The sequence below is a fragment of the Anaerolineae bacterium genome (assembly GCA_013178015.1).
Classification (GTDB): Bacteria; Chloroflexota; Anaerolineae; order DRVO01; family DRVO01; genus Ch71.
This window is the reverse complement of the sequence record JABLXR010000022.1, coordinates 13,967-36,523: the sequence shown is the minus strand read 5'-3', so window position 1 is coordinate 36,523 and position 22,557 is coordinate 13,967. Positions and strand designations below refer to the sequence as shown.

23 protein-coding genes and 1 pseudogene are annotated in these 22,557 nt (G+C 65.0%); 13 read left to right on the top strand and 11 right to left on the bottom strand.

Going from position 1 to position 22,557, the window contains the following annotated elements; translation table 11 throughout:
• Positions 1 to 117: 117 nt before the first annotated feature.
• The 5 genes from HPY83_10025 (at position 118) to HPY83_10005 (ending at position 5,300) form a co-directional block, all read left to right on the top strand.
• Positions 118 to 1,476 (top strand): sugar ABC transporter substrate-binding protein, encoded by a 1,359-nt coding sequence (locus tag HPY83_10025; protein ID NPV08280.1) that lies wholly within the window; start codon positions 118 to 120, stop codon positions 1,474 to 1,476.
• A 99-nt stretch (positions 1,477 to 1,575) separates the two neighbouring features.
• Positions 1,576 to 2,469: a sugar ABC transporter permease gene (locus HPY83_10020; protein NPV08279.1), complete on the top strand. Its 894-nt coding sequence runs from the start codon at positions 1,576 to 1,578 to the stop codon at positions 2,467 to 2,469.
• A gap of 134 nt (positions 2,470 to 2,603) precedes the next feature.
• On the top strand, positions 2,604 to 3,437 hold the full coding sequence (locus HPY83_10015; protein NPV08278.1) for a carbohydrate ABC transporter permease: 834 nt from the start codon (positions 2,604 to 2,606) through the stop codon (positions 3,435 to 3,437).
• 97 nt (positions 3,438 to 3,534) lie between these two features.
• Entirely contained in the window at positions 3,535 to 4,425 is an 891-nt protein-coding gene (locus HPY83_10010) for a hypothetical protein (GenBank protein ID NPV08277.1), read from the top strand.
• Positions 4,426 to 4,463: 38 nt separating this feature from the next.
• Positions 4,464 to 5,300: a hypothetical protein gene (locus HPY83_10005; protein ID NPV08276.1), complete on the top strand. Its 837-nt coding sequence runs from the start codon at positions 4,464 to 4,466 to the stop codon at positions 5,298 to 5,300.
• A gap of 70 nt (positions 5,301 to 5,370) precedes the next feature.
• Here the strand turns inward: HPY83_10005 and HPY83_10000 are convergent, their stop codons facing one another.
• The 8 genes from HPY83_10000 to HPY83_09965 form a co-directional block, all read right to left on the bottom strand.
• Positions 5,371 to 6,129, bottom strand: a complete 759-nt coding sequence (locus HPY83_10000) for a phosphate ABC transporter ATP-binding protein (protein ID NPV08275.1) — start codon at positions 6,127 to 6,129, stop codon at positions 5,371 to 5,373.
• Positions 6,129 to 6,989 (bottom strand): phosphate ABC transporter permease PstA, encoded by an 861-nt coding sequence (gene pstA, locus HPY83_09995; protein ID NPV08274.1) that lies wholly within the window; start codon positions 6,987 to 6,989, stop codon positions 6,129 to 6,131. Before pstA ends, HPY83_10000 begins: the two co-directional genes overlap by 1 nt.
• A 43-nt stretch (positions 6,990 to 7,032) precedes the next feature.
• Positions 7,033 to 7,881, bottom strand: a complete 849-nt coding sequence (gene pstC, locus HPY83_09990; GenBank protein ID NPV08273.1) for a phosphate ABC transporter permease subunit PstC — start codon at positions 7,879 to 7,881, stop codon at positions 7,033 to 7,035.
• A gap of 3 nt (positions 7,882 to 7,884) precedes the next feature.
• The gene (locus HPY83_09985) at positions 7,885 to 8,718 is read right to left on the bottom strand and encodes a phosphate ABC transporter substrate-binding protein (protein NPV08272.1); all 834 of its coding nucleotides are present in this window, start codon (positions 8,716 to 8,718) and stop codon (positions 7,885 to 7,887) included.
• Positions 8,719 to 8,832: 114 nt separating this feature from the next.
• Complete coding sequence (pstB, locus tag HPY83_09980) at positions 8,833 to 9,678, bottom strand: phosphate ABC transporter ATP-binding protein (protein NPV08271.1); 846 nt, start codon at positions 9,676 to 9,678, stop codon at positions 8,833 to 8,835.
• Between the two features lie 458 nt (positions 9,679 to 10,136).
• Positions 10,137 to 11,267, bottom strand: coding sequence for a signal peptidase I (locus tag HPY83_09975; protein NPV08270.1), 1,131 nt, complete (start codon positions 11,265 to 11,267; stop codon positions 10,137 to 10,139).
• A gap of 202 nt (positions 11,268 to 11,469) precedes the next feature.
• On the bottom strand, positions 11,470 to 12,081 hold the full coding sequence (locus HPY83_09970; protein NPV08269.1) for a hypothetical protein: 612 nt from the start codon (positions 12,079 to 12,081) through the stop codon (positions 11,470 to 11,472).
• Positions 12,082 to 12,589: 508 nt separating this feature from the next.
• On the bottom strand, positions 12,590 to 13,402 hold the full coding sequence (locus HPY83_09965) for a SpoIID/LytB domain-containing protein (protein ID NPV08268.1): 813 nt from the start codon (positions 13,400 to 13,402) through the stop codon (positions 12,590 to 12,592).
• A 358-nt stretch (positions 13,403 to 13,760) separates the two neighbouring features.
• Between HPY83_09965 and HPY83_09960 the strand changes: the two genes are divergently transcribed.
• Together HPY83_09960 and HPY83_09955 are read left to right on the top strand one after the other, a co-directional pair.
• Positions 13,761 to 14,150, top strand: coding sequence for a hypothetical protein (locus HPY83_09960; GenBank protein NPV08267.1), 390 nt, complete (start codon positions 13,761 to 13,763; stop codon positions 14,148 to 14,150).
• A gap of 10 nt (positions 14,151 to 14,160) precedes the next feature.
• Positions 14,161 to 14,376 (top strand): hypothetical protein, encoded by a 216-nt coding sequence (locus HPY83_09955; GenBank protein NPV08266.1) that lies wholly within the window; start codon positions 14,161 to 14,163, stop codon positions 14,374 to 14,376.
• A 34-nt stretch (positions 14,377 to 14,410) separates the two neighbouring features.
• Here HPY83_09955 and HPY83_09950 read toward each other — a convergent pair whose 3' ends face one another.
• Positions 14,411 to 14,662 carry a hypothetical protein gene (locus HPY83_09950; protein ID NPV08265.1) on the bottom strand — a complete coding sequence of 84 codons (252 nt, stop codon included), beginning with the start codon at positions 14,660 to 14,662 and terminating at the stop codon, positions 14,411 to 14,413.
• Between the two features lie 127 nt (positions 14,663 to 14,789).
• On the opposite strand from HPY83_09950, the gene HPY83_09945 reads away from it, so the two are divergent.
• From HPY83_09945 to HPY83_09920, 6 genes are all read left to right on the top strand, one after another.
• Positions 14,790 to 15,098 carry a hypothetical protein gene (locus HPY83_09945; protein ID NPV08264.1) on the top strand — a complete coding sequence of 103 codons (309 nt, stop codon included), beginning with the start codon at positions 14,790 to 14,792 and terminating at the stop codon, positions 15,096 to 15,098.
• Positions 15,088 to 16,311 carry a hypothetical protein gene (locus HPY83_09940; protein NPV08263.1) on the top strand — a complete coding sequence of 408 codons (1,224 nt, stop codon included), beginning with the start codon at positions 15,088 to 15,090 and terminating at the stop codon, positions 16,309 to 16,311. Before HPY83_09945 ends, HPY83_09940 begins: the two co-directional genes overlap by 11 nt.
• A 138-nt stretch (positions 16,312 to 16,449) precedes the next feature.
• Positions 16,450 to 16,785, top strand: a complete 336-nt coding sequence (locus tag HPY83_09935; protein ID NPV08262.1) for a hypothetical protein — start codon at positions 16,450 to 16,452, stop codon at positions 16,783 to 16,785.
• Between the two features lie 202 nt (positions 16,786 to 16,987).
• Positions 16,988 to 18,283 (top strand): hypothetical protein, encoded by a 1,296-nt coding sequence (locus HPY83_09930; GenBank protein ID NPV08261.1) that lies wholly within the window; start codon positions 16,988 to 16,990, stop codon positions 18,281 to 18,283.
• Between the two features lie 31 nt (positions 18,284 to 18,314).
• Positions 18,315 to 18,563 carry a hypothetical protein gene (locus HPY83_09925; GenBank protein ID NPV08260.1) on the top strand — a complete coding sequence of 83 codons (249 nt, stop codon included), beginning with the start codon at positions 18,315 to 18,317 and terminating at the stop codon, positions 18,561 to 18,563.
• 139 nt (positions 18,564 to 18,702) lie between these two features.
• Positions 18,703 to 20,616 (top strand): hypothetical protein, encoded by a 1,914-nt coding sequence (locus HPY83_09920; GenBank protein ID NPV08259.1) that lies wholly within the window; start codon positions 18,703 to 18,705, stop codon positions 20,614 to 20,616.
• 80 nt (positions 20,617 to 20,696) lie between these two features.
• On the opposite strand, the gene HPY83_09915 is transcribed toward HPY83_09920, so the two are convergent.
• Together HPY83_09915 and HPY83_09910 are read right to left on the bottom strand one after the other, a co-directional pair.
• The gene (locus HPY83_09915; protein ID NPV08258.1) at positions 20,697 to 21,299 is read right to left on the bottom strand and encodes a response regulator; all 603 of its coding nucleotides are present in this window, start codon (positions 21,297 to 21,299) and stop codon (positions 20,697 to 20,699) included.
• A 613-nt stretch (positions 21,300 to 21,912) separates the two neighbouring features.
• Positions 21,913 to 22,551, bottom strand: a pseudogene (locus HPY83_09910) (PAS domain-containing protein).
• Positions 22,552 to 22,557 lie beyond the last annotated feature (6 nt).

Genomic DNA, 22,557 nt, shown 5'->3' with positions numbered 1-22,557 from the left:
CGGACCGTTGAAGCGGACGTCACTGCCACAGTAGCATAGGATATCGTGTGGACGCCAGGGACATCCATCCGTGACCGTCGTAGTGCGCCGTCGTCACCCTAAGGGGAGGAGGCAGACATGAGCCGCAGAAAGCTGAGCAGACGTCGGCTGCTCAAAGCGTTCGCTACTGGATCAGCAGGGCTGGTGACGGGTTCGTTCCTCTCATCATGCGCTGCCACGCCCGCTCCCGGGGCCACCCAGGCGCCGGCCGCGGAGGCCACGGCGCCGGCGAAGGTGGAGCAGAAGTTCACCCTTCAGGTAATGGAGAAGTTCTTCCCTGAGTATCTCGACTGGGCGGCAGACAATCTTGAGCCGCAATGGCGGGAGAGTTTCCCCGGCGGCAGCGTGGAGTACATTCCTGTCGACTGGAACACCCTGGAAGAGCAGTTGCTCACCTCCAAGGCGGCAGGGGCCATGCCTGACCTGTTCCGCATGGGTGCCCAGTGGGTGCCCGTTGTGGCTGACAACGAGCTAGCACTGCCTCTAGACGATAGGCTCGCCGATTGGCCCGATACATCGGACTTCTTCCCATCCTGTATCCAGTCGGTAACCTGGCGGGGAAAGGTCTGGGGAATGCCTGACATCACCGCTCCCCGCGACAACTCCTACCGCAAGGATCTTAGCGACGAGTCCGGCGTCGTGATTCCGGATGACTGGACCTGGGACGACTACATCGACGCCGCCGCGAAGCTGACCATTCGCGAAGACGGCAAGATGGTGCGCATGGGGGCGACCACCGGCACCAGCTTCTTCGAATGGCTTGGTGTGCTGTGGAGTGGTGGCGGCCGCCTGTTCAGCAATGGGAAGGCCGCTTTCAACAGCGATGCCGGCATCTGGGCCCTCAACTGGATGAGGGACCGCAACAACGCTGTCGCTCCCGAGGGCACTGCGCCTCTGTCCGAGTCTCCCATACCGTACGTGGCCACCGGCCAGGTAGTGATCAACTACTACCAGGCCAGCTGGTCGGCGGCGCAACTGAAGAAGTATGCTCCAGACAAGCTGGAGTACCTCACCCTCCCTCTGCCGCCGCTGAAGGAAAAGCGGATCGTGTGCTCTCTGACAGACTGGCTGGCCATCTCCATCACCTCCAAGGTTCCCGATGCTGCCTGGGAGTTCCTGAAGCTGCATTGCTCGGTTGAGTCACTGCTGGTGTATGTTGGGAGCTCGGGGGACTTGCCGCCCAGGAAGTCGGCGGTAGGTCAGTCGGAGTACATGAACATGCCGATCGTGAAGCAGGTGGCGGACGAGATGGACACCTATGGGCACGACTCTGTCAAGATGCCCTCCTCAGAGCGGTTCATCAAACCTGTCCTCACGCCGATGATCGAAGCGGTCTCGCTGCACATAAAGACGGCGGAAGAAGCCGCGGCTGAGGCTGAGGTGGAGATCAACAGGCTTCTCGAGGAGTATCCGGAGTGGCCCGACACAGAGCCGTAGGCGCTCTGCAGTAAGTTGGCTCGTAGAGATAGCCCTCCGCGGGCAGTCGGCGGTGATGCCCGCGGAGGGGCTCAACTGACCAGGCCGTAGAGGAGGGACATGCGGCAGCGACGTATGTGGGGATATGTCATGGTCTCCCCGTGGGCGATCGGATTCCTGCTGTTCACGTTGGGGCCGATGATAGCCTCATTGTACTTCAGTGTAACTAACTATAGCGTGCTCAAGCCACCCTCCTTCGTGGGACTGGACAACTACCGGGAGCTGTTTCTGGAGGACGCCCGACACGGGACAGCCCTCTACAACACCGTCTACTACACCGCCTTCCAGGTACCTCTGTCCCTTCTGCTTGCCCTGTCAGTGGCCATACTGCTCAATCAAGGCCTGCCTGGCGAGAACATCTTCCGCACTATTTACTACCTTCCCTCAGTAGTCTCTGGCGTAGCAATGGCCATGCTCTGGCTGTGGTTGCTGGACCCGAACGTAGGGATGGTGAACGTGGTCCTAGAGTGGATGGGTATCAAGGGGCCACTCTGGCTGCAGAGCCCGCAGTGGTCCAAGCCCGGCCTGATCCTGATGAGCATGTGGCGCATTGGTGGTTCCATGGTGATCTTCCTGGCTGGCCTGCAGGGCGTGCCGCAGGAGCTGTACGACGCCGCTATGGCGGATGGCGCCACTTGGTGGCACAAGATCCGTCATGTCACCCTGCCTCTCATCACCCCCACGATATTCTTCACCCTGATCATGGGCATCATCGGTTCCTTCCAGGTCTTCACCAACTCCTACATCATGACAGAAGGGGGGCCCGTCAACTCGACCCTGTTCTACGTCCTGTATCTCTACTGGAACGCCTTCAGCTTCCTCCGCATGGGCTATGCCTCCGCGATGGCGTGGGTGTTGTTCGTGATCATACTGGTGCTTACAGGGCTTCAGTTCTGGGCTGCTCGTCGGTGGGTGTACTACGAGACCCCGACCCCTGTGGCAGGGAAGGCCTGAGTGTTGCCAATGGTGTCCGCCCCGGAGGCACACAGGACTCGGCAATCATACATGCAACGATGGGAGCAGCCATGTCAGCGGTAGGTACTCGGATCACTAGCAGAAGCACCGCGGCTTGGCGTCGCATGGACAGGATGCGACGGGCGCTCATCGTGGGTCGCGTAATATTGCTGTATCTCATCATGGCGGTGGTGGGCATCACCTTCCTCTTCCCGTTCCTCTGGATGGTGTCTACATCGCTCAAGGTGCCCGAGCAAGTGTTTGCCCAGCCGCCGATCTGGATCCCCAATCCGATCGATTTCGACAACTACGTTGAGGCCGTCACCGCGGTGCCGACGGCCCGCTACTTCGTAAACACGCTCATCATCACCATCATTCCTATGGCGGCCACAGTGCTCTCCTCGTCGGTGGTGGCCTTTGCCTTCTCACGGTTGGACTGGCGCGGCCGGACCGTGGCGTTCGGCGTACTTCTCTCTACCATGATGCTGCCCGGGCACGTCACCATGATTCCCCTCTTCGTCGCCTTCCACAAGTTGGGATGGGTCAATACTTTCAAGCCCCTCATTGTGCCGGCCTTCTTTGGCAGCGCCTTCTACATCTTCCTGCTGCGGCAGTTCTTCATGGGCATCCCCAGGGAGATGGACGAGGCAGCGATCATGGACGGCGCGAATCCACCGGTCATCTGGTGGCGCGTCATCATGCCTCTGTCTGGGCCAGTGCTCGCCGCCATCTCCGTCTTCTCCTTCATAGATGGCTGGAATGCCTTCATGGAGCCTCTCATCTACCTTAAGAGCGCCAACAAGTGGCCGCTGGCTCTAGGTCTGATTGCCTTCCGGCGCATACACACTACCTTGTGGGAAGAGATCATGGCCTATTCCTTGCTGGTCATGGCACCCTGCCTGATCGTCTTCTTCTTCTCCCAGCGCTACTTCATCCAGGGCATAACTCTCTCTGGTCTCAAGGGATGATGCTTGCGCGTCAGGCAGTGCGGACCAAGATGGCGCCGCAGGTGCCACCGCTTCGCAGCGCAGACCGCGATCCCTAGGTCACAATGAGGATTCCGGCATGCCCACCGACGTGAGCTTCTTTCTGGACGATGTCGCCCCCTATGCAGCTGGCCTGAAGGATGGTTCCGGACGTCCTTTGCCCGTGGACGGTGAGGCTCTGAGGAACTTCCTGGATTACGTCAGGGAGACCAAGATCGCGGGCGCAGTCTCCGTCATCCCCGGGATGTTCGGGCTCCTATCGCGCTCGACCGACCCACACGAACGGGGTTTCGCCGCGGTGCTACCCGAATTGGTGCGCTACCCAGTGGATCCTCACATGGAGATCATGACTCACGACCGGCTCTTCGACTTCGGTCTAGGGACTGTGCGAGAGGATGGCCCCACCGAGATGGAGTGGCTGGACGACCACTCCATCAGCGTGGACGAGTACCGCGACTACTTCCGCGGGACCATCGCCGCCAGACGTGACCTGGGAGTAACCTACGCAGGCATGACCACGCCCGGTACGCACCCGAACATGAACCCAAACGTGTGGCAGGCCCTGCTGGATGTGGTGGAAGAAGGTGGGTTCGGGCGGGAGGCCGTCGCGGTGTTCGCCGTGGTAGAGCCAGAGCTCCCTCAGAGTGCGGCTCGTTTGATGGCCAGTCGTGGCCGGTACCGCGTGTTCGACCTTCCCTCCGCAACCCAGGACTTCCTGGCCCGCTGGGTGAACTCCCCCGAGTTGATCGAAGTGGACTACTACCTGACGCCGGAGGGCGAGGGCCGACTGGCGGACCTGATCCGCTCTGGGTCGCCCACCGCGGTGATGCACATGCACTGGCAGGGGGTCAACCCGCAACATGGGGTGGGGTGGCGCCCCTTCCAACAGGTGATCGAGCGGCTGAACTCCGTCTACTCAGACCGGATCCGCTGGCGTCGGCCTAGCGAGATCGTGGCCGATGCCGGCTAGCACGGCACTGTAGAGTCTGTTCCACTGGAGGCACAATCATGCGCGTCTACATCATGACCGACCTGGAAGGCGTCGCCGGAGTGCTCAACCATGGCGACTGGTGCTCTCCCTCCTCCCGCTACAACGATCTGGCTAAGGAGCTGCTCACGCGCGAGGTCAACGCCGCCATCGAAGGGCTTCTGTCTGGAGGTGCGACGGAGATCATGGTTGCGGACGGCCACGGGTCCGGGGGGATCAACCCGGTGCTGCTGGACCCGCGCGCCGAGTTGATGCGCGGCTGGCCCACCGAGTGGCCTCTGCTGCTGGACGAGACGTACGATGCGGTAGCCTTCGTGGGGCAGCACGCCAAGGCGGGCACGGAGTACGCTCATCTCGCGCACACTCAGAATATGAGGTATGTGGACCTGAGCATCAACGGCGTCTCCATTGGAGAGCTGGGCCAGTTCTCCATGTGCGCCAGCGAGCTGGGAGTACCGGTCATCTTCGCCTCGGGCGACCGGGCCCTGTGCGCGGAAGCGGCGGCGCTGCTGCCGGGAGTGGAGACAGTGGAGGTGAAACGGGGAACCACTCCTGGCCGCGGGGACGAGCTGGACGCGGAAAACTACTCCAAGCGCAACACCAGCGCCATCCACCTGCATCCGGAGCGAGCTAGAGCAGCCATCCGGGCCGGTGCTGAGCGGGCCGCCCGGCGCTTGGCCTCGGGCGAACGGTTCGGGATCATCGCTCTCGCTGCGCCCTTCGAGTTGGTGGTGCGGCTGCGGGCCAGAGGAGATGAGCCGCCCGCGATCGCTCGGAATCAGCACCCGTCGAGCGTGGCTGAGGTCATGAGCATGCCCTACGATCTACAGCCGATGTCCGCTCCCAACGGGAAGTGAGTGGACATCGGTTAGGGGTGAGTGGCGTGCAATCCATCTCCGCTGTGCACTATCCACTCCCCACTCACCACTACCCAAACCTTCCGGTGACGTAGTCCTCGGTGCGCTTGTCGGTGGGGCGGGTGAAGAGGCGGGCGCCCGGCCCGGTCTCGACCAGCTCGCCCATGAGGAGGAAGGCAGCATGATCGGCGATGCGGGCCGCCTGCTGTACGCTGTGGGGGACTATGACGATGGTGTAGTCCTGCTTCAGGGTGTGCAGCGATTCCTCCACTTTGGCGGTGCTGATGGGGTCCAGACCGGAGGTGGGCTCGTCCAGGAGGATGACCTCTGGTTCCAGGGCCAGCACTCGGGCCAGGGAGAGGCGCTGTTGCTGGCCGCCCGACAGGGCTAGAGCGGGGTCGTGGAGGCGATCCCCGACCTCATCCCAGAGGGCGGCCTGCCTGAGGGCCCTCTCGGCGATCTCCATCAGGCGCGAGCCCCGAACTCCGCTGAGGCGGGGGCCGTAGGTGACGTTATCCAGGATGCTCATAGGCAGGGGCAGAGGCACGGCGAAGACCATCCCCACCCGGCGACGCAGGGCGGTCACGTCGGTGCCGGGAGCGTAGATGTTCTGCCCATCCAGCAGGATCTCGCCCCGCATGTGGGTGTCTTCTACCATGTCGTTAAGCCGGTTGAGCAGCCGCAGCAGCGTCGTCTTGCCTCCGCCGGCGGGGCCAAACAGCGTGGTCACGGCATTGGGGGCAATGTCCAGGCTCACGTTGTTCAGAGCAACCTTGTCGCCGTAGCGATAGGTGAGGTCGCGTATGTGGAACTTGGGCGCAATAGCCATCAGCGACGGGCGCGGCGGTGCATGAGGTACATCAGAGAGCGGTTGATGACGACGTTGATGAAGAGGATGGACAGGAGCAGGACGGCGCCGGTTCCCCAGGCAGTAGCGTCCGAGATGCCCTCGCGGGCCAAGATGTAGAAGTGGACGGCCATGCTACGGGCGGGGGAGAAGATGCTGGTGGGGAGATGGAGGGCTGCCCCAGCGGTGAGGATCACGGCCGCCGTCTCCCCCACGGTGCGGCCCAGGCCAAGGACCACGCCGGTGACGATGCCGGGCAGGGCGCTGGGGAGGACCACGGTGGTGACCATCTGCCAGCGGGTGGCGCCCAGAGAGAGGCTCACCTCGCGGTAGGCGCGGGGCACGGTGAGGATGGCCTCCTCCGAAGTGCGCACGATGGTGGGTAGGATCATGATGGCCAAGGTCAGGGCGCCCGACAGCACGGACCAGCCGAAGCCCAGGTAGATAACGAAGAAGACGAAGCCGAAGAGGCCGAAGATGATGGAGGGTACGCCGGCCAGAGCTTCAGTGCCGAAACGGATGACGCGGGTGAGAGTGCCCTCGCGCGTGTATTCGGTCAGGTATATGGCGGTGGCCACGCCGACGGGCATGGCAATCAACACGGAGAGGAAGGAGAGGGCCACGGTGCTGACGATCATGGGGCCGATTCCGCCGGTCCGGCCCATGCTGGTGGGGGTCCCGGTGAGGAAGTCCCAGGATACCTGGGGCAGGCCCTGCCAGAGGACGTAGGCGATGATGAAGATGAGCACCGCCAAGGTCGCCAGGGCTGAAAGCCACACCACGCCGGCAGCCAGTGCGCCACTCCGGCGCGGGCCCAGGGCTCGGCGAGCGCGCGCCCTCAAAACCTGGGCGTAAGGCTGGGCGGAGCCGTGTGCCCGCCACTGCCTAAGCACGGATGGTTCTCCGGCGGAAGGTGGTCGCCACCAGATTGAGCAGCATGATAAGGAAGAAGAGCACGATGCCGGTGGCGAAGAGCGCCTGGCGGTGGGCACCGCTGGCGTAGGCCATCTCCAGGCCAATGTTGCTGGTCAGGGTGGTGGCGGCGTCCAGGGGAGAGGTGGGCAGCTGGAGCGAGTTGCCCACCACCATGATGACCGCCATGGTCTCGCCTACGGCGCGACCCATGCCCAGCACCACGCTGGCGACGATCCCTGAGCGGGCGGCAGGCAACACCACCCTCCACAGGGATTGCCAGTGAGTCGCGCCCAGCGCCAGCGCTCCATCGCGGTAGAGCTGAGGGACGGCGCGGATGGCGTCCTCGGAGATGGCGATGATGTTGGGCAGGATCATCACCCCCAGCACCAGAGCCCCGGCGAGCACGCTCAGGCCTGGGCCGCCCAGGTTCTCCCGTATTAGGGGGACCAGGATCTTCAGCCCGATGAAGCCGTAGATGACTGATGGTATACCTGCCAGAAGCTGAATGGCGGGACGCAGGAGCTCGGCCAGGATGGGAGGGGCGTAGTCGGTGGTGAAGATAGCCACAGCAAGGCCAAGAGGGACTCCCACCAGGAGCGCCCCCCCTGTGACCCAGAGGGAGCCCAGGATCATGGCCAAAATGCCGAACTGACCGCGGGTTGGGGCCCACACCCGATCGGTAAGGAAGCGAACCAGGCCGAACTCGACCAGCACGGGCAGGCCCTCGCGAAGAATGAAGACGGTGATGACCGTGAGCGACAGCACGGCCGTGAGAGCGAAGGCGAGGAGGAGGTACTGCACCAGCTTCTCTTTCAGCAAAGCCTACTCCTCCACCGGTATGAGCCCCTCTCCGCTCAGGATGCCCTGGGCGGGAGGGGACAGGCAGTAGTCAACGAACTTGCGGGCCGGTGGGCTCAGCTCGCCTCGCCAAACGAACAGAAAGGGCCGCACAAGCGCGTACTCGCCCTCGATGGCGGCACGCGTGGTCGGCTGAACGCCATCGAGAGCGACGGGCTTGACGAAAGTGCCCACGATTCCCAGGGACATGTATCCGATGGCGGCTGGGTCACTGTTCACGATGACGCGGACTGCTCCGTTCGAGTCTTGCCGAAGGGCTCGGTCGCTGATGCGAGAGTCCTGCATGAGGAGCTCCTCGAAGGCACCACGGGTCCCAGAACCTTCCTCGCGGGTGATGAGGGTGATGGGCCGCTCCGGGCCGCCCAATTGGCTCCAGGTGGTGATCTCACCGCTGAATATCTGCCGTACCTGCTCCGAGGTTAGGGAGGAGATGGGGTTGTCCTGATGCACCACCACAGCGATAGCGTCGTAGGCGATAGGCTGGTAAGAGAGGCCCTCTGCCAACTCGGCCTCTCTAAGGGCCCGTGAGGACATGCCGATTTCAGCGGTGCCGGAGAGAGCGGCTTCGATGCCGGCGGTGGAACCGCCTCCTTGGATGTTGATGACGGGCTCGCTGGGATGCTCGCGGGCGTACTCCTCGGCCAGTAGCTCGGCGAACGGCTGCACTGAGGTGGAGCCGGCCAGGACGATACCGCCGGCGGTGCCCCCAGAGGAGGGCACGCAGGCGCCCAGCGACGTTGCCAGTGCACACCACAGGAAGGCCAGGATGACTAGCCTCCTGGCAGGCCGTAGATGCAAACCTGTCTGCCTCCGTAGACTGCGTCGCCGGTGGGGTGAAGCCGCCGTTCATTATAGCCGACCTGCACCGGCAAGCAATCCTTAGTGAAGCTAAGATCAGGACGGTTCCGGCGATCAGCCCAGCCGGCCGGTGACGTAGTCGTTGGTGCGCTGGGACTGGGGATTAGTGAAGACGCGCGAGGTGGGGCCGTACTCCACCATCTCTCCCAGCCATATGAGGGCGGTCCAATCGGAGACACGGGCGGCCTGCTGCATGTTGTGGGTCACGATGACGATGGTGTACTCGCTCTTGAGCCGCCCCATGACCTCCTCTAGCTTCAAGGTGGCGATAGGATCGAGGGCAGAGGCGGGCTCGTCCATCAGGATGACTTCCGGATGAGTGGCGAGCACCCGGGCCAGACAAAGACGCTGCTGCTGCCCTGGGGAGAGGGCAAGGGCGGAGCCATGGAGGTTGTCCTTCAGTTCGTCCCAGAGGAAGGCATCCTCCAGACAGCTCTGCACGATCTCATCCAGGTCAGCCTCGAGGTCCAGCCCGAGGACACGAGGGCCAAAGGCGACGTTGTCGTATACCGATTGGGGGAACGGATTGGGCCGCTGAAAGACCATACCCACGCGTTTGCGTAGCTGAACTACGTCCACGCCGGGAGCATAGATGTCCTCGCCATCCAGCAGGACATGGCCTTCGACCCGAGCACCCGGGATGGTGTCGTTCATGCGGTTAAGGCAGCGGAGCAGGGTGGATTTGCCACACCCGGAGGGCCCGATGAGGGCGGTGATCTCGTGCTCGCGCACGGGCATGGTGATGTCTCTCAGCACCATCTGGGAGCCGTAGTAGAAGTGCAGGTGCTCGATACGGATCTTGTCTCGGCGTTCCACTGACCCCCCAACCGGGTGATTGTACCAGAGGTGGGGTGGGGCCACCAAAGTAAGACTAAGGATCGGGCGGACGAGTGTGATCATCCGGCAGTCGCACGCAGGGGTCTCCTCACCGGCTTTCGCGGCAGGCTCTTCGGCCGGCTACCAGGGCAAAGCGCCACCATCCTGGGGGGTTCCAGCCTCCTCCTGAGGAAGGTGCCCCAGGCGCGGCAGGGACCTAGGGGGAACGGCGCGCGTGGGAGCTGGCAGTCCTCGAAGGAAGGTGTTCCTGCGGTGCAGTCGGGGCTGGCTCGCCTTGCGGACGCTCGGGGCGACAGCAAGGGAGCCTGAGGCCAATTCGGGAGCGAGGCAGCATTGCATCTCGGGGGCCGCCACGGGTGACAACCAAGGAGGCTGTTGGCGGCGGGTCGGTGGAGGGGGGCACCGCACGGATGGGACGGGCGGGAGGGCACCGACGGTCCACGTCATCTGGCCGACGCGCAGGGCGGCGTCCAGTGGTTGCGGGCCCCGGCCGGGCTCTGTCTTCGGCCGTGGGTCCGGGCTTAAGCTGAAGGGTCGTGGGCCTGAGGATGCAGAAGCCGGCTGAGCTCTATGGCCGGGCGGCCCAGGCGGGGCACCACCAGAATCAGCCGGCCCTCAAGCTGGGAGGCCTCCACAGGCGGATCGAGTGCTTCGTTGTTGTCTCCCCGGGTGAGAAAGACGGGATGGCCGGAGGAGGCCCGGACTTCCACCACCCGGTGCAGCACCCACGAAGAGCCCAGGCGGAAGCGGATGACGTCGCCCACCTGTACCTGCTCTGGGCGGATGGCCTGGGTGATGGCTATGTCTCCGGGATGGATAGTGGGGCTCATGCTCGATCCACTGATGAGGGAGGGGCGGAAGCCCAGGAGACCGGTGTTGAACCACAGGAGGAAGAGAGCCACCAGGGCGATGGTGAGCCAGCCGCCGGACAGGGAGAGTGCCCGAGGGGCGAGGGGGCTGGACCGCTGGCGGCGGGGCGAATGGGCCCCCGCCGCGGCGAGCAGCGCCAGGAGAGGAGCGATGGTGCCGACGAACGCGGTTACCGGCCAGGCGGGATTGGGGAGGAGGGGGGAAGCCCACTCGAAGGCGGCCAGAATGGCGCGGTAGGCCAGGGCGGGCACCGGGCCTGCCGAGCAGGCCAGATAGGTTGCCAACAGGCTCTCCGAGGCGGCGGGCAGGAGCACGCGACCGGTCAGGCGAAAGGCGGAGCCGGGTTCGATCAGGCCGGCCCGGAATCCCGGCGGCAGGGAGGCCAACCAGAGGACCAGCCAGACGGAAGCGAGGCAGAGTAGACGCGCGTCGCGCGGCGTGCGTGGCCCGGCAGCAGGGCTTGCCAGTAAGCGCCACCGGGTCAGTTCCAGGGCCAGAAGGTGCGAGCCTAGGTAGGTGAAGTTGAGCGCCAGGGCGGGCAGGCTTTGGGCATAGGGAGAAGGGCCAAAGCCGAAGAGGAGGCCCGAGAGCAGCAAGAGCGAGACTTGGAAGGCTCCCCCGAGAAGGGCGAGAAGGAGATGCCGGGGATCGGTTCGAGGGAGGGGTGGACCGGCCAGGGCGGCGGCGGCCGCCAGCCCTAGCCAGAGCACGGGCTGGAACACGTACAGGCTGAACTCAGGTGGAAGCAGGGTGAGCGCCCGCCACTGAATGAGGGCGAACACGATCCCAAGGCCGGAAACCAGTATGAGTCGGTCCGTGGCCAGTGAGGAGGTCGTGCCGCGGGCAGATCCTGGTTGAGGGAGCGGGGCGGCGGTCACATCAGCGGCCTAGATAGCGGGTAACACGCCGGGGGCATGGGGTTCAGCCCCGGCCGTTCATCATGGGTCACTCAGCACCTATCACGTGTCACTTGTCACGTATCATTTAGTACGTCTTGTTCCACTGGTAGGCGGTGAACCGTCCTTCGAAGGAGTAGGCGGTGCTTTCGGTGGCGGAGGAGCCGACGGCAATGTAGACGCGGCAAGTGGGGTAGGCGTCCTCGCCGGTGGATCGCTGGCCCGGCCGGAGGAGGAGGTCCTCGGTCCAGCAGTCCACCAGGCTCACGGACACATCCTCGCCGGGGTGCTGGACGTTGGCGGTGGCGGGAGGCTGCACCTTGATGGGAATGGAACCGGCATTGGCCACGCCCAGTTCTACGTAGCACCGGTAGCCGGGATAGGCGTTGATGATCTCCATGTGAAGACGGTCTGGCCCGTTGTCGCCCGGGTTACCGCGCAGGGGGCCGGCCCCCAGGGTGGCGCGACAGAGAGCCACGTCACGGCTCTCCGCCTCCAGGTCGTCATTGACGCCGTTGTTGACGTACCGGCCCTCATCTACCTCGCCCAGGATGACCACTGCCTCGACCTCGCCCGTGTTGACGGTCCCGCTGACCTCGAGGGTGTCTGTCCACAGCGCGTAGGCCACGCCCATCAAGGCCAGGGCGACCACGATTACCAGGCCTAGTATGCCTGCGGGAAGGAACCTGCTGCCTGCCACCCCACGCTCCCTAACACGATGTAAGCCCGCGCCCATGGTCGGTCGCCGCTCTAGCGCCGGCGCCCGCCCCGCAGAGCCCCGCACGGCGGCCCTCGCGGGGCGGGCAGACGGACCGACGATGTGCAGCGATGTGGTCGGTGACGGAGGAGCGACGCGAGCAGGACGCACCTGGATGGGCCTGGTAGGGAGACGCCGTCGCAGGCGGATGCTAGGGAAGGTGACGACCGCCCGTCAACCACCGCTTGGTGCCCGACGGGCGGGGCCTGACAGCGAGCGGCTCCCTCCCCGCCCCCTACGCTCCGATTCGTGACGCGATTCTGTTGGTCCGGTCCGTCTTGCGGGGCCTCGGTGGACGTTCGGTACTGGCGAATGCGACTTCGGCGATGGACCGAATCGGAGAGCGACGGGGGTGCAGAGTCCACCGAGGTCCGCACTCGTACCAGATGCGAGTTCGGTGCCAGAACTACCGGAGACCCTGTGAGCCGAGGGACTCCCGCCCGCCCGGCGCTCACCAGTCCAGGTGCCGAATGGAGGACGTGGGGCTGTCGGTGCGGCAGACGATGCCGCCGGCGTAAGGCTGGAGGCGGCAAGACTGGCCGCCCAGGCTGACGATCTGCTCAGGACCGAGGGGCGCTCCCAGGTGGTGAGCGCGCGCGTACCGGGCCAGGTCTCCATGCATGACGCCGGGCTGCCCGAGGGCGGCCCAGGCCAGAGCGCGCCACCCAGCCTCCGGGTCCGAGGGGAGGGGGGAGTAATAGTGGGCCAGAATGTCGCTCGCCTTAAGGCCCCTCTCGGCCAGGGCTCGAGCCCCGTGCTGGCAGAGGCCCAGCCCGTGCCCCTGTCGCGGGCCTGGGGCCGGACAGGGGACGCCACGGAGGTAGGGGAGGGGGCCATCGTCGGTGTGGCCGCCGCAATTGGCGCTGTACATGGTACACATGGGCTCCCCTTCCCAGAGCAGGACCAGACCGGTGGTGGCTCGGACGGCTTCGTCGGAGCGGGGGTGGCGCCGGGCGGGGTTCCAGACCTGGCAGTGCGGTCCACTACAGAGGTGGGCTTCGGGATGGCGCGGGTGCAGGACGCTGTGGAGGGCGTAGGTGCGGGCGGCGATGGCCTGGGCCATGAGGGCCTCGAGGGGCCAGGAGGCCGGCATCTCGGCGGGCACTACGCCGCAGAGGTACTCCTCCAGCTCGAGTTCGCGCACGGCGGCGCCTTCGAGGATGAGGACGGGGTCGGCGGTAGAGCGATGATGCAGCATGGCAACCCCCTGTGTCAGTTCGCGATGTCTCTTCCGAGTGTAAAGGCAGGAGTGGCGGCGGGTCATGCGGCGGCAAAGCGGAAGCCGGTGTCGGGTTTGGAGGTTGTGGAGGGGGAGACGCGGAGACGGGGAGACGCGGAGAGGAGGAGAGGGGGAGACGGGGAGACGCGGAGAGGGGGAGAGGGGGAGACGGGGAGACACGGAGAGGGCGAGACAGGGTGAGGGAGAGAGGGGGTGAGGGAGAGACAAGGAGACAGGAAGAAGCTGATGAGCCCCACGTCTCCCCATCTCCCCCTCTCCCCATCTCCGTGTCTCCCCGTCTTTGTGAGAAAGCGGACAGGTGAATCCGTTTTGGCGGGGCGGCGGGAGGGGGCGGATTGGGTGCTAGGATTAGAACAAATGTTCTAATGACGGCGGAGGAGCGATGGAGAGGCGGGCTTGCCGGGCAAAGACCCGGGAAGGTAGGCGGTGTCGCAATCCGGCTCTGCCCGGCTCCCCCTATTGTGCCGTTCACGCCCAGGGAGCTCGGCGGCCGACCATTCTGGATGGGGTGCTGCCGGAGGAGGAGATAGAGCGCCTGGAAGGGTTGATGACCGACCCGAGGGTAGACGACGCCATGATGGTGTTAGCCTACGCCCTGCGCCAGGCAGTGGCGGAGGGAGCGGACGCCAAGGAGGTGATACGGGCGTGCGACTCCTACGTCAAGGCGCTGATGGCCCGGCACAAGATCTCGGGCCAGGCGGCGGAATCGCTGGAGCAGGCCATCGAGGCGGCGCTGGACGCGATAGCGGTGGAGTTGGGGATAGAGTTGTGAGGGGGTGGGCATGGGCCTGGAGAGGAAGGTAGCGCGGCTGATTTCGGCCCGGCCGGCGGCGGCCTCAGTGGCCAACGACCGGCCGGCCTGCGCCTTCGGCTACGTGGTGGACGAGCGGCTGGACGCAATCAGGAACGAGTTGGCGGAGCTGCGCACCATGACCCGCTGGCTGTTCTTCCTGGTGTTCTCGACCTTCGTGAGCGTGATCGTGCAGGGGTTGTGGTAGAGGGAACGCTGATCAGCGCTGATGCTGCGCTGATTTACGCTGATCCTTTACTTGTTCTCTTTCGATTAGCGGGAATCTGCGTCTCATCAGCGGCATCAGCGTTCCATTCAGCTATGTCTTCAAGAAGGTATTCATCTAGGCCGTCTGACAGGGTAACTTCCCAGGCTCGACGTTCCTTTAGCAGAGCCTCGTAGGCTTGCCGGTTCTCCCTCAGGGCGGCGTAGGCAGCGTTGGTTTGGGCCAGTACAGCGTAGGCACTTTCACTGATGTGCTTGGTGGTAGTCACTGGCTCGCTCCTTAACCCACTGCCCTGTAGATGATACGGGAGTCGGAGGTGCTGGCAAGCCTGATAGGAATGGAACGCTGATAACGCTGATCAGCGTTCCATCGTGGGGGCAGGGTTGGAGAGGCGGTTGGAGCGGGGGGTACGGCAGCTGTTGGGGGACCCGGCGCTGTTCTCCCGCTACGTGATCGGGCGGGAGTTGCGGCCCTATCAGTTGGAGGTTGTGCGGGCGGTATTGCGGTCGGTCTGGGAGAAGCGGGGGCTGACCTTCACGGTGATGCTGGCCCGCCAGATGGGCAAGAACGAGCTCTCGGCGCACCTGGAGTGCTACCTGCTGAATCTGTTCTGCCGCCGGGGTGGGACGCTGATCAAGGCGGCGCCCACCTTTCGGCCGCAGGCGGTGGCTCTCGCGCCTGCGGCTGCGGGAGGTGCTGGATAACTCCTGGAACCGGCGGGCCTACCGGCTGCGGGGTGGCTACACCTTCGAGCTGGGTCGAGCGCGGCTGATGCTGCTCTCGGGGGCGCCGGAGGCCAATGTAGTGGGGGCCACGGCCAACGTGCTGCTGGAGATAGACGAAGCCCAGGACTTCTCCCCGGAAAAGTACGACCGGGACTTCCGCCCCATGGGCGCTACGGCCAACGTGACCACGGTCCTCTACGGCACGGCCTGGACCCAAGACGGACTGCTGGAGCGGGAGAAGCGACGCAACCTGGAACTGGAGCGACAGGACGGCATCCGCCGTCACTTCCAGTACGACTGGCGGGAGCTGGCGGCCATCTCCCAGGAGTACGGGGCCTACGTGAAGGGGGAGAGGGAGCGCCTGGGGGCGCAGCACCCGCTGTTTCGCACCCAGTACGAGCTGGAGGTGCTGCACGACGAGGGGAAGCTGCTCTCGGCGGAGCAGCGGGTCCAGTTGCAGGGGAAGCACGAACGGCAGGTGAGGCCGGTGCTGGGCGAGCGGTACGTGGCCGGGGTGGATTTGGCCGGGGCAGCGTTGGTTTCGAGCGCGGAGACCGCACCCCTACGTGATGCGGGGAGGCGGCGGCAGGAGCCGGGGCGGGACAGCACGGTGGTGACTATTGCGAGGTTACAGGTTACAGGGGACAGAGAACAGGGGTTCCCCTCTGACCTACTCCCTATACCCTGTAACCCATTCCCTATAACCTGCCTCGAGGTAGTGCAGCACTACTGGTGGACGGGGCGGCCGCAGGTGGAGGTCTACGCTCAACTGCTGGACCTGCTGCGCACCTGGGACGTGCGCCGGGTGGCGGTGGACGCCACGGGGATGGGCGCCGGCATGTCAGACTTTCTGGAGACGGCCCTGGGGGAGCGGGTGGAGAAGGTGGTCTTCACCCAGGGGAGCAAGAGCCGGCTGGGCTATGACTTGCTGGCGGCTATCAACCGGGGTGGGCTGAAGGTCTACCGGGCCGACGGCTCGCCGGAGCACGCCGAGTTCTGGCGACAGATGGGAGCAGCCCGGGCCGACCTGCGGGCCAACCGGACGCTAAACTTCTACGTGCCCGAGGCGGAGGGCCACGACGACTTCGTGATGTCGCTGGCGCTGTGCCTGCGGGCGGCGGGAGAGACGAGCGTGGCCCCGGCGGGGACGGTCCTGGCGGCGGGGGACGTGTTGGACGAGGAGTGGGGGTGACGGGGAGACGCGGAGAGGGGGAGACGGGGTGACGGGGAGACACGGAGACACGGAGACACGGGGCTCATTGGCTTCCTCTTGTCTCCCCCTCTCCCCCTCTCCCCCTCTCCGCGTCTCCGTGTCTATCTGGAGGTTCACGTGGAGTGGTTGGAGGGGTTCTTCGCCGATGGGCGGGTGAGCACGATTTTGGGGTTGATTCTGCTGGACGTGGCGTTGGCGGTAGCGGTGGCGGTGCGGCGGGGGGAGTTCGAGGCCCGGAGGCTGGCGGACTTCTTCCGCACCATGGTGGTGCCCTACCTGATTGGCTACATGGGGGTGTATGGGGCGGCCTACTTCCTGGACGAGCGCTACCTGGGCCCCTTCGCCGAGGCGCTGGGAAGCGGGTTCGCCTGGGCGGCCTGGCTGGCGCTGGTGGCCAACCTGGCGGCGGACATCCTGGAGCACGCTCGGGCACTGGGATATGGGGACATCTAACCGCAGAGATGGCAGAGACCGCTGAGAAGACGCAGAGAAAGGAAGAGACTAGAGAGAGGAAAGGTATTGAGTTGTGGGGGCAGGCCGGAACAGAGGTGTCCATTGGCTCACGGCCTGTATCTTTCTTCCTTGTTCCTTTCTTATTTTCCTGTTTTTCTCTGCGATCTCGGCGGTCTCGGCGGTGAATTCCGGAGAAGCAACGATGCGGCAGTGGTTGGCGGAGAGGTTGTTCGGCGCGTACATCGAGCAGCGGGTGAGCCAGGCGGTGAAGGAGGTGGACGAGCGCTGGTGGCAGCAGGTGGGCCTGCGGCCGGAGGACCGCCCCTGGTACCAAACGCGGGGCGACCTGGCGGAGGCGCTGGAGGCCTGGCGCACCAACCCGCTGGCGCGGCGGATCGTGTCGCTGACCACGGATTACGTGGTGGGCGAGGGAATCAGATTGAGGTGTGATGACGAGGGAGCGCAGGAGTTTCTGGACCGGTTCTGGGCCCATCCGCAGAACCGGATGGCCATGCGGCTGGGCTCCCTGTGCGATGAGCTGACTCGGTCGGGGGAGCTATTCCTCCTGCTCTCCCGCAACCCGGCGGACGGGATGAGCTACGTGCGCTCGATCCCGGCGGTGCACGTCACCCAGGTGGTGACGGACGAGGAGGACGGGGAGCGGGAGCTGTGGTATCGGCAGGATGGGCTTTCCTTGGCGGGCGAACACAAGGTTCGCCCCTACGGGGTGAGGGTGGGTCAGGGGAGGTTGTGGCCGTCGCCGGCGGGAGCGCCGGAGGCGGACCAGGTGATGGTGCACTACGCGGTGAACCGGCCGGTGGGCTGCACCCGGGGTGAGGGGGACCTGGTGCCCATTCTGCCCTGGCTGCGGCGATATCGGGACTGGCTGGAGGACCGGGTGCGGGTGAACCGGTTCCGCAATGCTTTCTTGTGGAAGGTGACGCTGCAGGGGGCGAGCCAGAGCGAGCTGCGGCGGCGGAGGTCGGAGTTGATGCGGCCGCCTCCCCCGGGGTCGGTGATCGTCACCAACGAGGGGGAGCGGTGGGAGACGGTGAACCCGCAGGTGCAGGCGCAGGAGGCGGAGAGCGACGGCAAGGCTCTCCGCCTCATCGTGGCCGCGGGGGCAGGGGTGCCGCTGCACTTCCTCTCTGAGGGAGAGAGCGCTACCCGGGCCACGGCGGCGGAGATGGGCGACCCCACCTTCCGGCATTACCGTCAGCGGCAGCAGTTCTTCTGCCAGATGCTGGAGGACCTGGGACGGACGGTGCTGGAGCGGGCGGCGCTGGTGGGCAAGGGGCCGCTGGCAGGCAGAGGGCCGGACGGCCCGCCAGTGCGGATCGTGGCGGAGGCGGGAGATATCACTCGGGAGGATAACCTGCGGCTGGCCCAGGCGGCGCGGGAGATCTCCCAGGCACTGGCGGTGATGGCGGAGCACGGCTGGGTGGACGAGGAGTCGGCCCGGCGGTGGGCATACCGGTTCGCAGGGGAGAGGGATTAGCCACAGAGGCACGGAGACGCAGAGGGTGCAGATGAGCAGGCTGTATAAGCCGGCAAGGGCGATAGAGGTGGAGACCGATGGGGAAGGATACCCGGTGGCTTTGCGCTGGAGGGGGGCTACCTACCGGGGAGAGGGGCGCAACCATTGGCGGGTACACACGGAGTGGTGGGACCGGGAAGTCTGGCGGGACTACTACCTGTGGGAGAGCGGGAGTCTGCTCTGCGAGGTGTATCGCGACCGGCTGAGCGGCGAGTGGTACATGCACCGGGTGTACGACTGAGGCAGGGGACAGGTCATAGGGAATAGGGGATAGGTTATAGGGATGTGCATCCAGCGACCCTGCCCTATTCCCTATAACCTGTAACCTATTCCCTTCTCTGTGTCTCCGTGGCTCTGTGGCCTTACTGGTTGGAGGAAAGATGGTGGTAATGGAGTTGCAGGAGCAGGCGGTGGCGGTGCGGACGTCTCTGGGAGCAGTGCTGCCGGACCAGGTGCGGCCGCGCACGTTCGAGGTGATATGCATACGGGCGGGGGCGGCTAACGGGCTGGTGTACGCGGCCTCGGTGTTGCGCCGGTCGGTGGAGGAGGGGTTGTGGGAGGGTGTGACCGTCTTCGCCAACCACGCCGGCCCTCTGGACCACGGTCGTCCCGGAGGGCGGGCCATCGAGGACGTAGTGGGAGTGTTGACGGACGTGCGCTGGACGGGGCAGGCGGTCATTGGCCGTCTGGCCTGTCACGGGCCCAAGGCGGACCTGGTGATCCGGCTGGCGGAGGAGGTGCTGGCAGCTCAGGAGCAGGGCGAGATGGGGCCCAACATCGGCCTCTCGGCCGACCTGTACGTGGAGCGGCGCCCGGGGGCCCGAGAGGTAGCTCGCATCGTCAAGGTGAACAGCCTGGACGTAGTGTACAACCCGGCGGCAGGCGGGGCCTTCCTGCGCGCGCTGAATGCCGGGCGAGGAGGATTGATGGAAGAGGTCGTGGCGGAAGTGACGACGGAAGAGGACCTGGAAGAGGAAGGGACACAGGTGGGCCTGGCGTTGGAGAAGTCGCGGGAAGTGCTGGCGGTCCAGTGCTCCTACCTGCTGGAGACAGCGCTGCGAGGGTCGGACCTACCGCAGCCGATGAAAGATGAGGTGCGAGCTCAGTTCGCCGGGCGGGTCTTCCGGCCGGAGGAGCTGCAGCGCAGCTTGCAGGCCAAGCAGGAGACCTGGGCCAGGCTGGTGGAGGGGCAGGTAGTGCGCGGCGTGGGCGGTCGTCTCTCCATGCGGGATGAGATGGACCGGGTGCGGCTGGCGGCGCAGAGGCTGTTCGGGTTACCGGTGCCGGAGGATGCCACGTCCATACCGCGGCTGTCGGGCATACGGGAGCTGTACCTGTTGCTGACGGGGGACGAAGGATTCCACGGGAGGGCTTACCCCGAGCGGGCTCAACTGGCCAACGTCAGCACCAGCACCATGACTGAGGTCACGGCGGATGTACTCAACAAGGTGATGTTGCAGGCCTACAACCGGCGCGAGCGCTGGTGGGAGCCCATCGTGGCCAACCGGGACCTGGAGCGCTTTCAGGACATGAAGATGATCCGGGTGCAGGGGTTCTCTTCGCTCTCCACGGTGGCGGAGGGCAATGCCTACACCGAGAAGACCTGGGGTGACTTGCAGGAGACGGCGGAGATCGTCAAGAAGGGCAACTACGTCGGCGTCACCCTGGAGATGATCATGGCGGACGACGTGGAGGCCGTACGGGCCATCCCCCAGCTTCTGGGTTCGGCTGCGTGGAACACGGTGTCGGACGCGGTGGCGGCGGTGTTCACCGCCAATGGGGGTGTGGGGCCGCTGATGGCAGATGGAGAGCCGCTGTTCGACGCCACCCGCGCCAACTTGGGAGCGGAGGCGCTAGACTTCGCCAGTTTCGACGCTGGCCAGGTAGCGGTGATGTCGCAGACGGAACCGGGCAGCTCGCGCAAGCTAGGAGTCCCGGCGCGGTACCTGCTAGTACCGGTGCAGTTGCGCTCGACGGGCATGGTGATCCGCAACAGCGTCAACAAGCCGGGAGTGGGGGATAACGACGTCAACCCCTGGTACGATGATTTCGAGGTGATCGTGGTGCCGGCCTGGTCGGACCCGAACGACTGGGCGTTAGCCACGGACCCGAGCGTGGCCGAGCACGTGGTTCTGGGATGGTTGCAGGGCCGCCGCGAGCCGGAGATCTTCGCCGCGGCGGACGACATGGTGGGTTCGATGTTCACCAACGATGAGTTGCGGGTGAAGGTGCGCTTCTTCATCTGCTGCGGTGTGGCCGACTATCGAGGGCTGTACAAGGCGAACGTGACGTAGGAGTAGATAGTGGAGGGTAGGTAGTGCATGGCGGCGGCTGGTGGGAGGCTCATTCCCTGCTGGCCACAAGCCTCCATGCACTATCCACCGTCCAGGACTTCGCGGATGGCCTGGGTGAGGGTGGCGGCAGTGTAGGGCTTGGGGAGGATCTTGTACCCGTTGTCCTCGATGCCGCGGGCGGCCATGGTCTCGTTGGGGTAGCCGGAGGTGAGCAGCACCTTCAGTGAGGGGATGCGCTTCTTGATGATCTGAGCCAGTTCCAGCCCGTTCATCTCCGGCATTACGACGTCGCTGAAGAGAAGCACCGGGGGTTGGGGGAGCGTCTCCAGGATTGCCAGCGCCTCCTTGGGGCTGCTGGCGATGACGGTTCGGTAGCCCTGCCTATGGAGCAATCGCTCGGTCAAGCTCCGTACCACCTCGTCGTCTTCCACCACCAGGATGATCTCGTCTCCCGATGCCACATCTTCCTGCTGATCCTGCGGTGGGGATGCAGCTGTAAGTTCGTCGGTTAGGGGCAGGGCTACGTAGAAAGCGGAGCCCTGGTCGGGAAAGGTCTCGAGCCAGATGTGCCCCTGGTGGTCTCTGGTGATGCGTTGGACTATGGCCAGGCCCAGCCCGGTGCCGTGATCTCGTTTGGTAGTGAAGAAGGGCTCGAAGGCTCGCGCCTGAACCTCGGGTGGCATCCCTTTGCCGGTGTCGTGGACACTGATGAGCAGGTAACGCGGGTTGCCGGGAGAGGGCTTCAGGTCGGGGACGTGCTGGGCGCCACAATGCGCGCCATTCGGAGACCGACTGAAAGTTGCCGGGAGAGGGCTTCAGGTCGGGGACGTGCTGGAGCAGATCGCTCTCGCCGATCGTGGTTGTCCTGATAGCCAGGGTGCCTCCGCCGGGCATGGCATCGCGAGCGTTGAGGGCCAAGTTCAGGAGGATCTGCTCGATCTGCACTCGGTCTGCCAGCACTGTGGCGGTCTCGGCGTTGAGGTCCAGGTTCACGGTTATGTCCTCGCCGACCAGGCGATGGAGCAGGCTGTTGAAGGTGGCGATGAGCTCGTTGCAGTCCAGGTAGTGTTTCTCCGGCTCTCTGCTGCGGCTGAGGAAGAGCAACTGGCGGGTGATGAGGGACGCCTTCTCGGCGGCCGTCCGCACTTCGGACAGGTCGTCGTGCAGCGGCTCTCCGGCCGGCACCTGAGCCAGGGCCAGGTCCACCCCTGCCAATATGGAGGTGAGAATGTTATTGAAGTCGTGGGCTATGCCCCCGGCCAGCTGGCCAACCGCTTCCAGCTTCTGGGCCTGCCGTAAGGCTTCTTCCAGTTGGCGCCTTTCGGTCATGTCGAACCCGAGGCCGACCAGCCCGATGACGTCGCCGGTGGGGTTGTGCAGGGGCACCTTGATCATGCGGACCTGCAGACGCCGCCCCCCGATCTCAGTCTGTTGCTCGACTTCCACCGATTCTCCGGCGGAGAGGACCAGGTCGTCCTGTCGCTTCAGCTCTTCGGCGAAACCGGGGGAGAAGAAGTCGCTACAGGTCTTGCCCACCAGGGCCGACTCGGACACGCCCAGTAGCTTGGCCATCTGGCGGTTGGCGGTGACGTAGCGTCCCTCGGCGTCTTTGAAGAACACGCAGGCAGGCAGGTGATCGAGGATGAGCTGCAGTTCGTCGGCGCGCTGTCTCTCGTTGCGCTCGGCGGCCAGGCGTTGCTCCAGCGCCTCGGTGAAGGTGTCGGTGACAAGCTGGACTTCGCGATAGCGGGGAGCGGGTGGGTCCCAGCGGCCGGTGTGTATGAACTGAGAAACGGCGTCAGACAGGCTAAGGAAGGGGCGCACGGCTAGCCTGTAAGTAGTGGCGAGACTGCCGGCCACGGCCAGCAGGATGAAGGCCACGCTGAGCACGGTGCCTACGCGCCAGCGGGAGAGCTCGGTCTCCGCCATGGGCATGTAGAC

Coding starts and splice junctions, on each gene's coding strand:
- HPY83_10025 (NPV08280.1), top strand. CDS start 118: ATGAGCCGCAGAAAGCTGAGCAGACGTCGGCTGCTCAAAGCGTTCGCT.
- HPY83_10020 (NPV08279.1), top strand. CDS start 1,576: ATGCGGCAGCGACGTATGTGGGGATATGTCATGGTCTCCCCGTGGGCG.
- HPY83_10015 (NPV08278.1), top strand. CDS start 2,604: ATGCGACGGGCGCTCATCGTGGGTCGCGTAATATTGCTGTATCTCATC.
- HPY83_10010 (NPV08277.1), top strand. CDS start 3,535: ATGCCCACCGACGTGAGCTTCTTTCTGGACGATGTCGCCCCCTATGCA.
- HPY83_10005 (NPV08276.1), top strand. CDS start 4,464: ATGCGCGTCTACATCATGACCGACCTGGAAGGCGTCGCCGGAGTGCTC.
- HPY83_10000 (NPV08275.1), bottom strand. CDS start 6,129: ATGGCTATTGCGCCCAAGTTCCACATACGCGACCTCACCTATCGCTAC.
- pstB (NPV08271.1), bottom strand. CDS start 9,678: ATGATCACACTCGTCCGCCCGATCCTTAGTCTTACTTTGGTGGCCCCA.
- HPY83_09965 (NPV08268.1), bottom strand. CDS start 13,402: ATGACCCGCCGCCACTCCTGCCTTTACACTCGGAAGAGACATCGCGAA.
- HPY83_09960 (NPV08267.1), top strand. CDS start 13,761: ATGGAGAGGCGGGCTTGCCGGGCAAAGACCCGGGAAGGTAGGCGGTGT.
- HPY83_09955 (NPV08266.1), top strand. CDS start 14,161: ATGGGCCTGGAGAGGAAGGTAGCGCGGCTGATTTCGGCCCGGCCGGCG.
- HPY83_09930 (NPV08261.1), top strand. CDS start 16,988: ATGCGGCAGTGGTTGGCGGAGAGGTTGTTCGGCGCGTACATCGAGCAG.
- HPY83_09925 (NPV08260.1), top strand. CDS start 18,315: ATGAGCAGGCTGTATAAGCCGGCAAGGGCGATAGAGGTGGAGACCGAT.
- HPY83_09920 (NPV08259.1), top strand. CDS start 18,703: ATGGTGGTAATGGAGTTGCAGGAGCAGGCGGTGGCGGTGCGGACGTCT.
- HPY83_09915 (NPV08258.1), bottom strand. CDS start 21,299: ATGCCACCCGAGGTTCAGGCGCGAGCCTTCGAGCCCTTCTTCACTACC.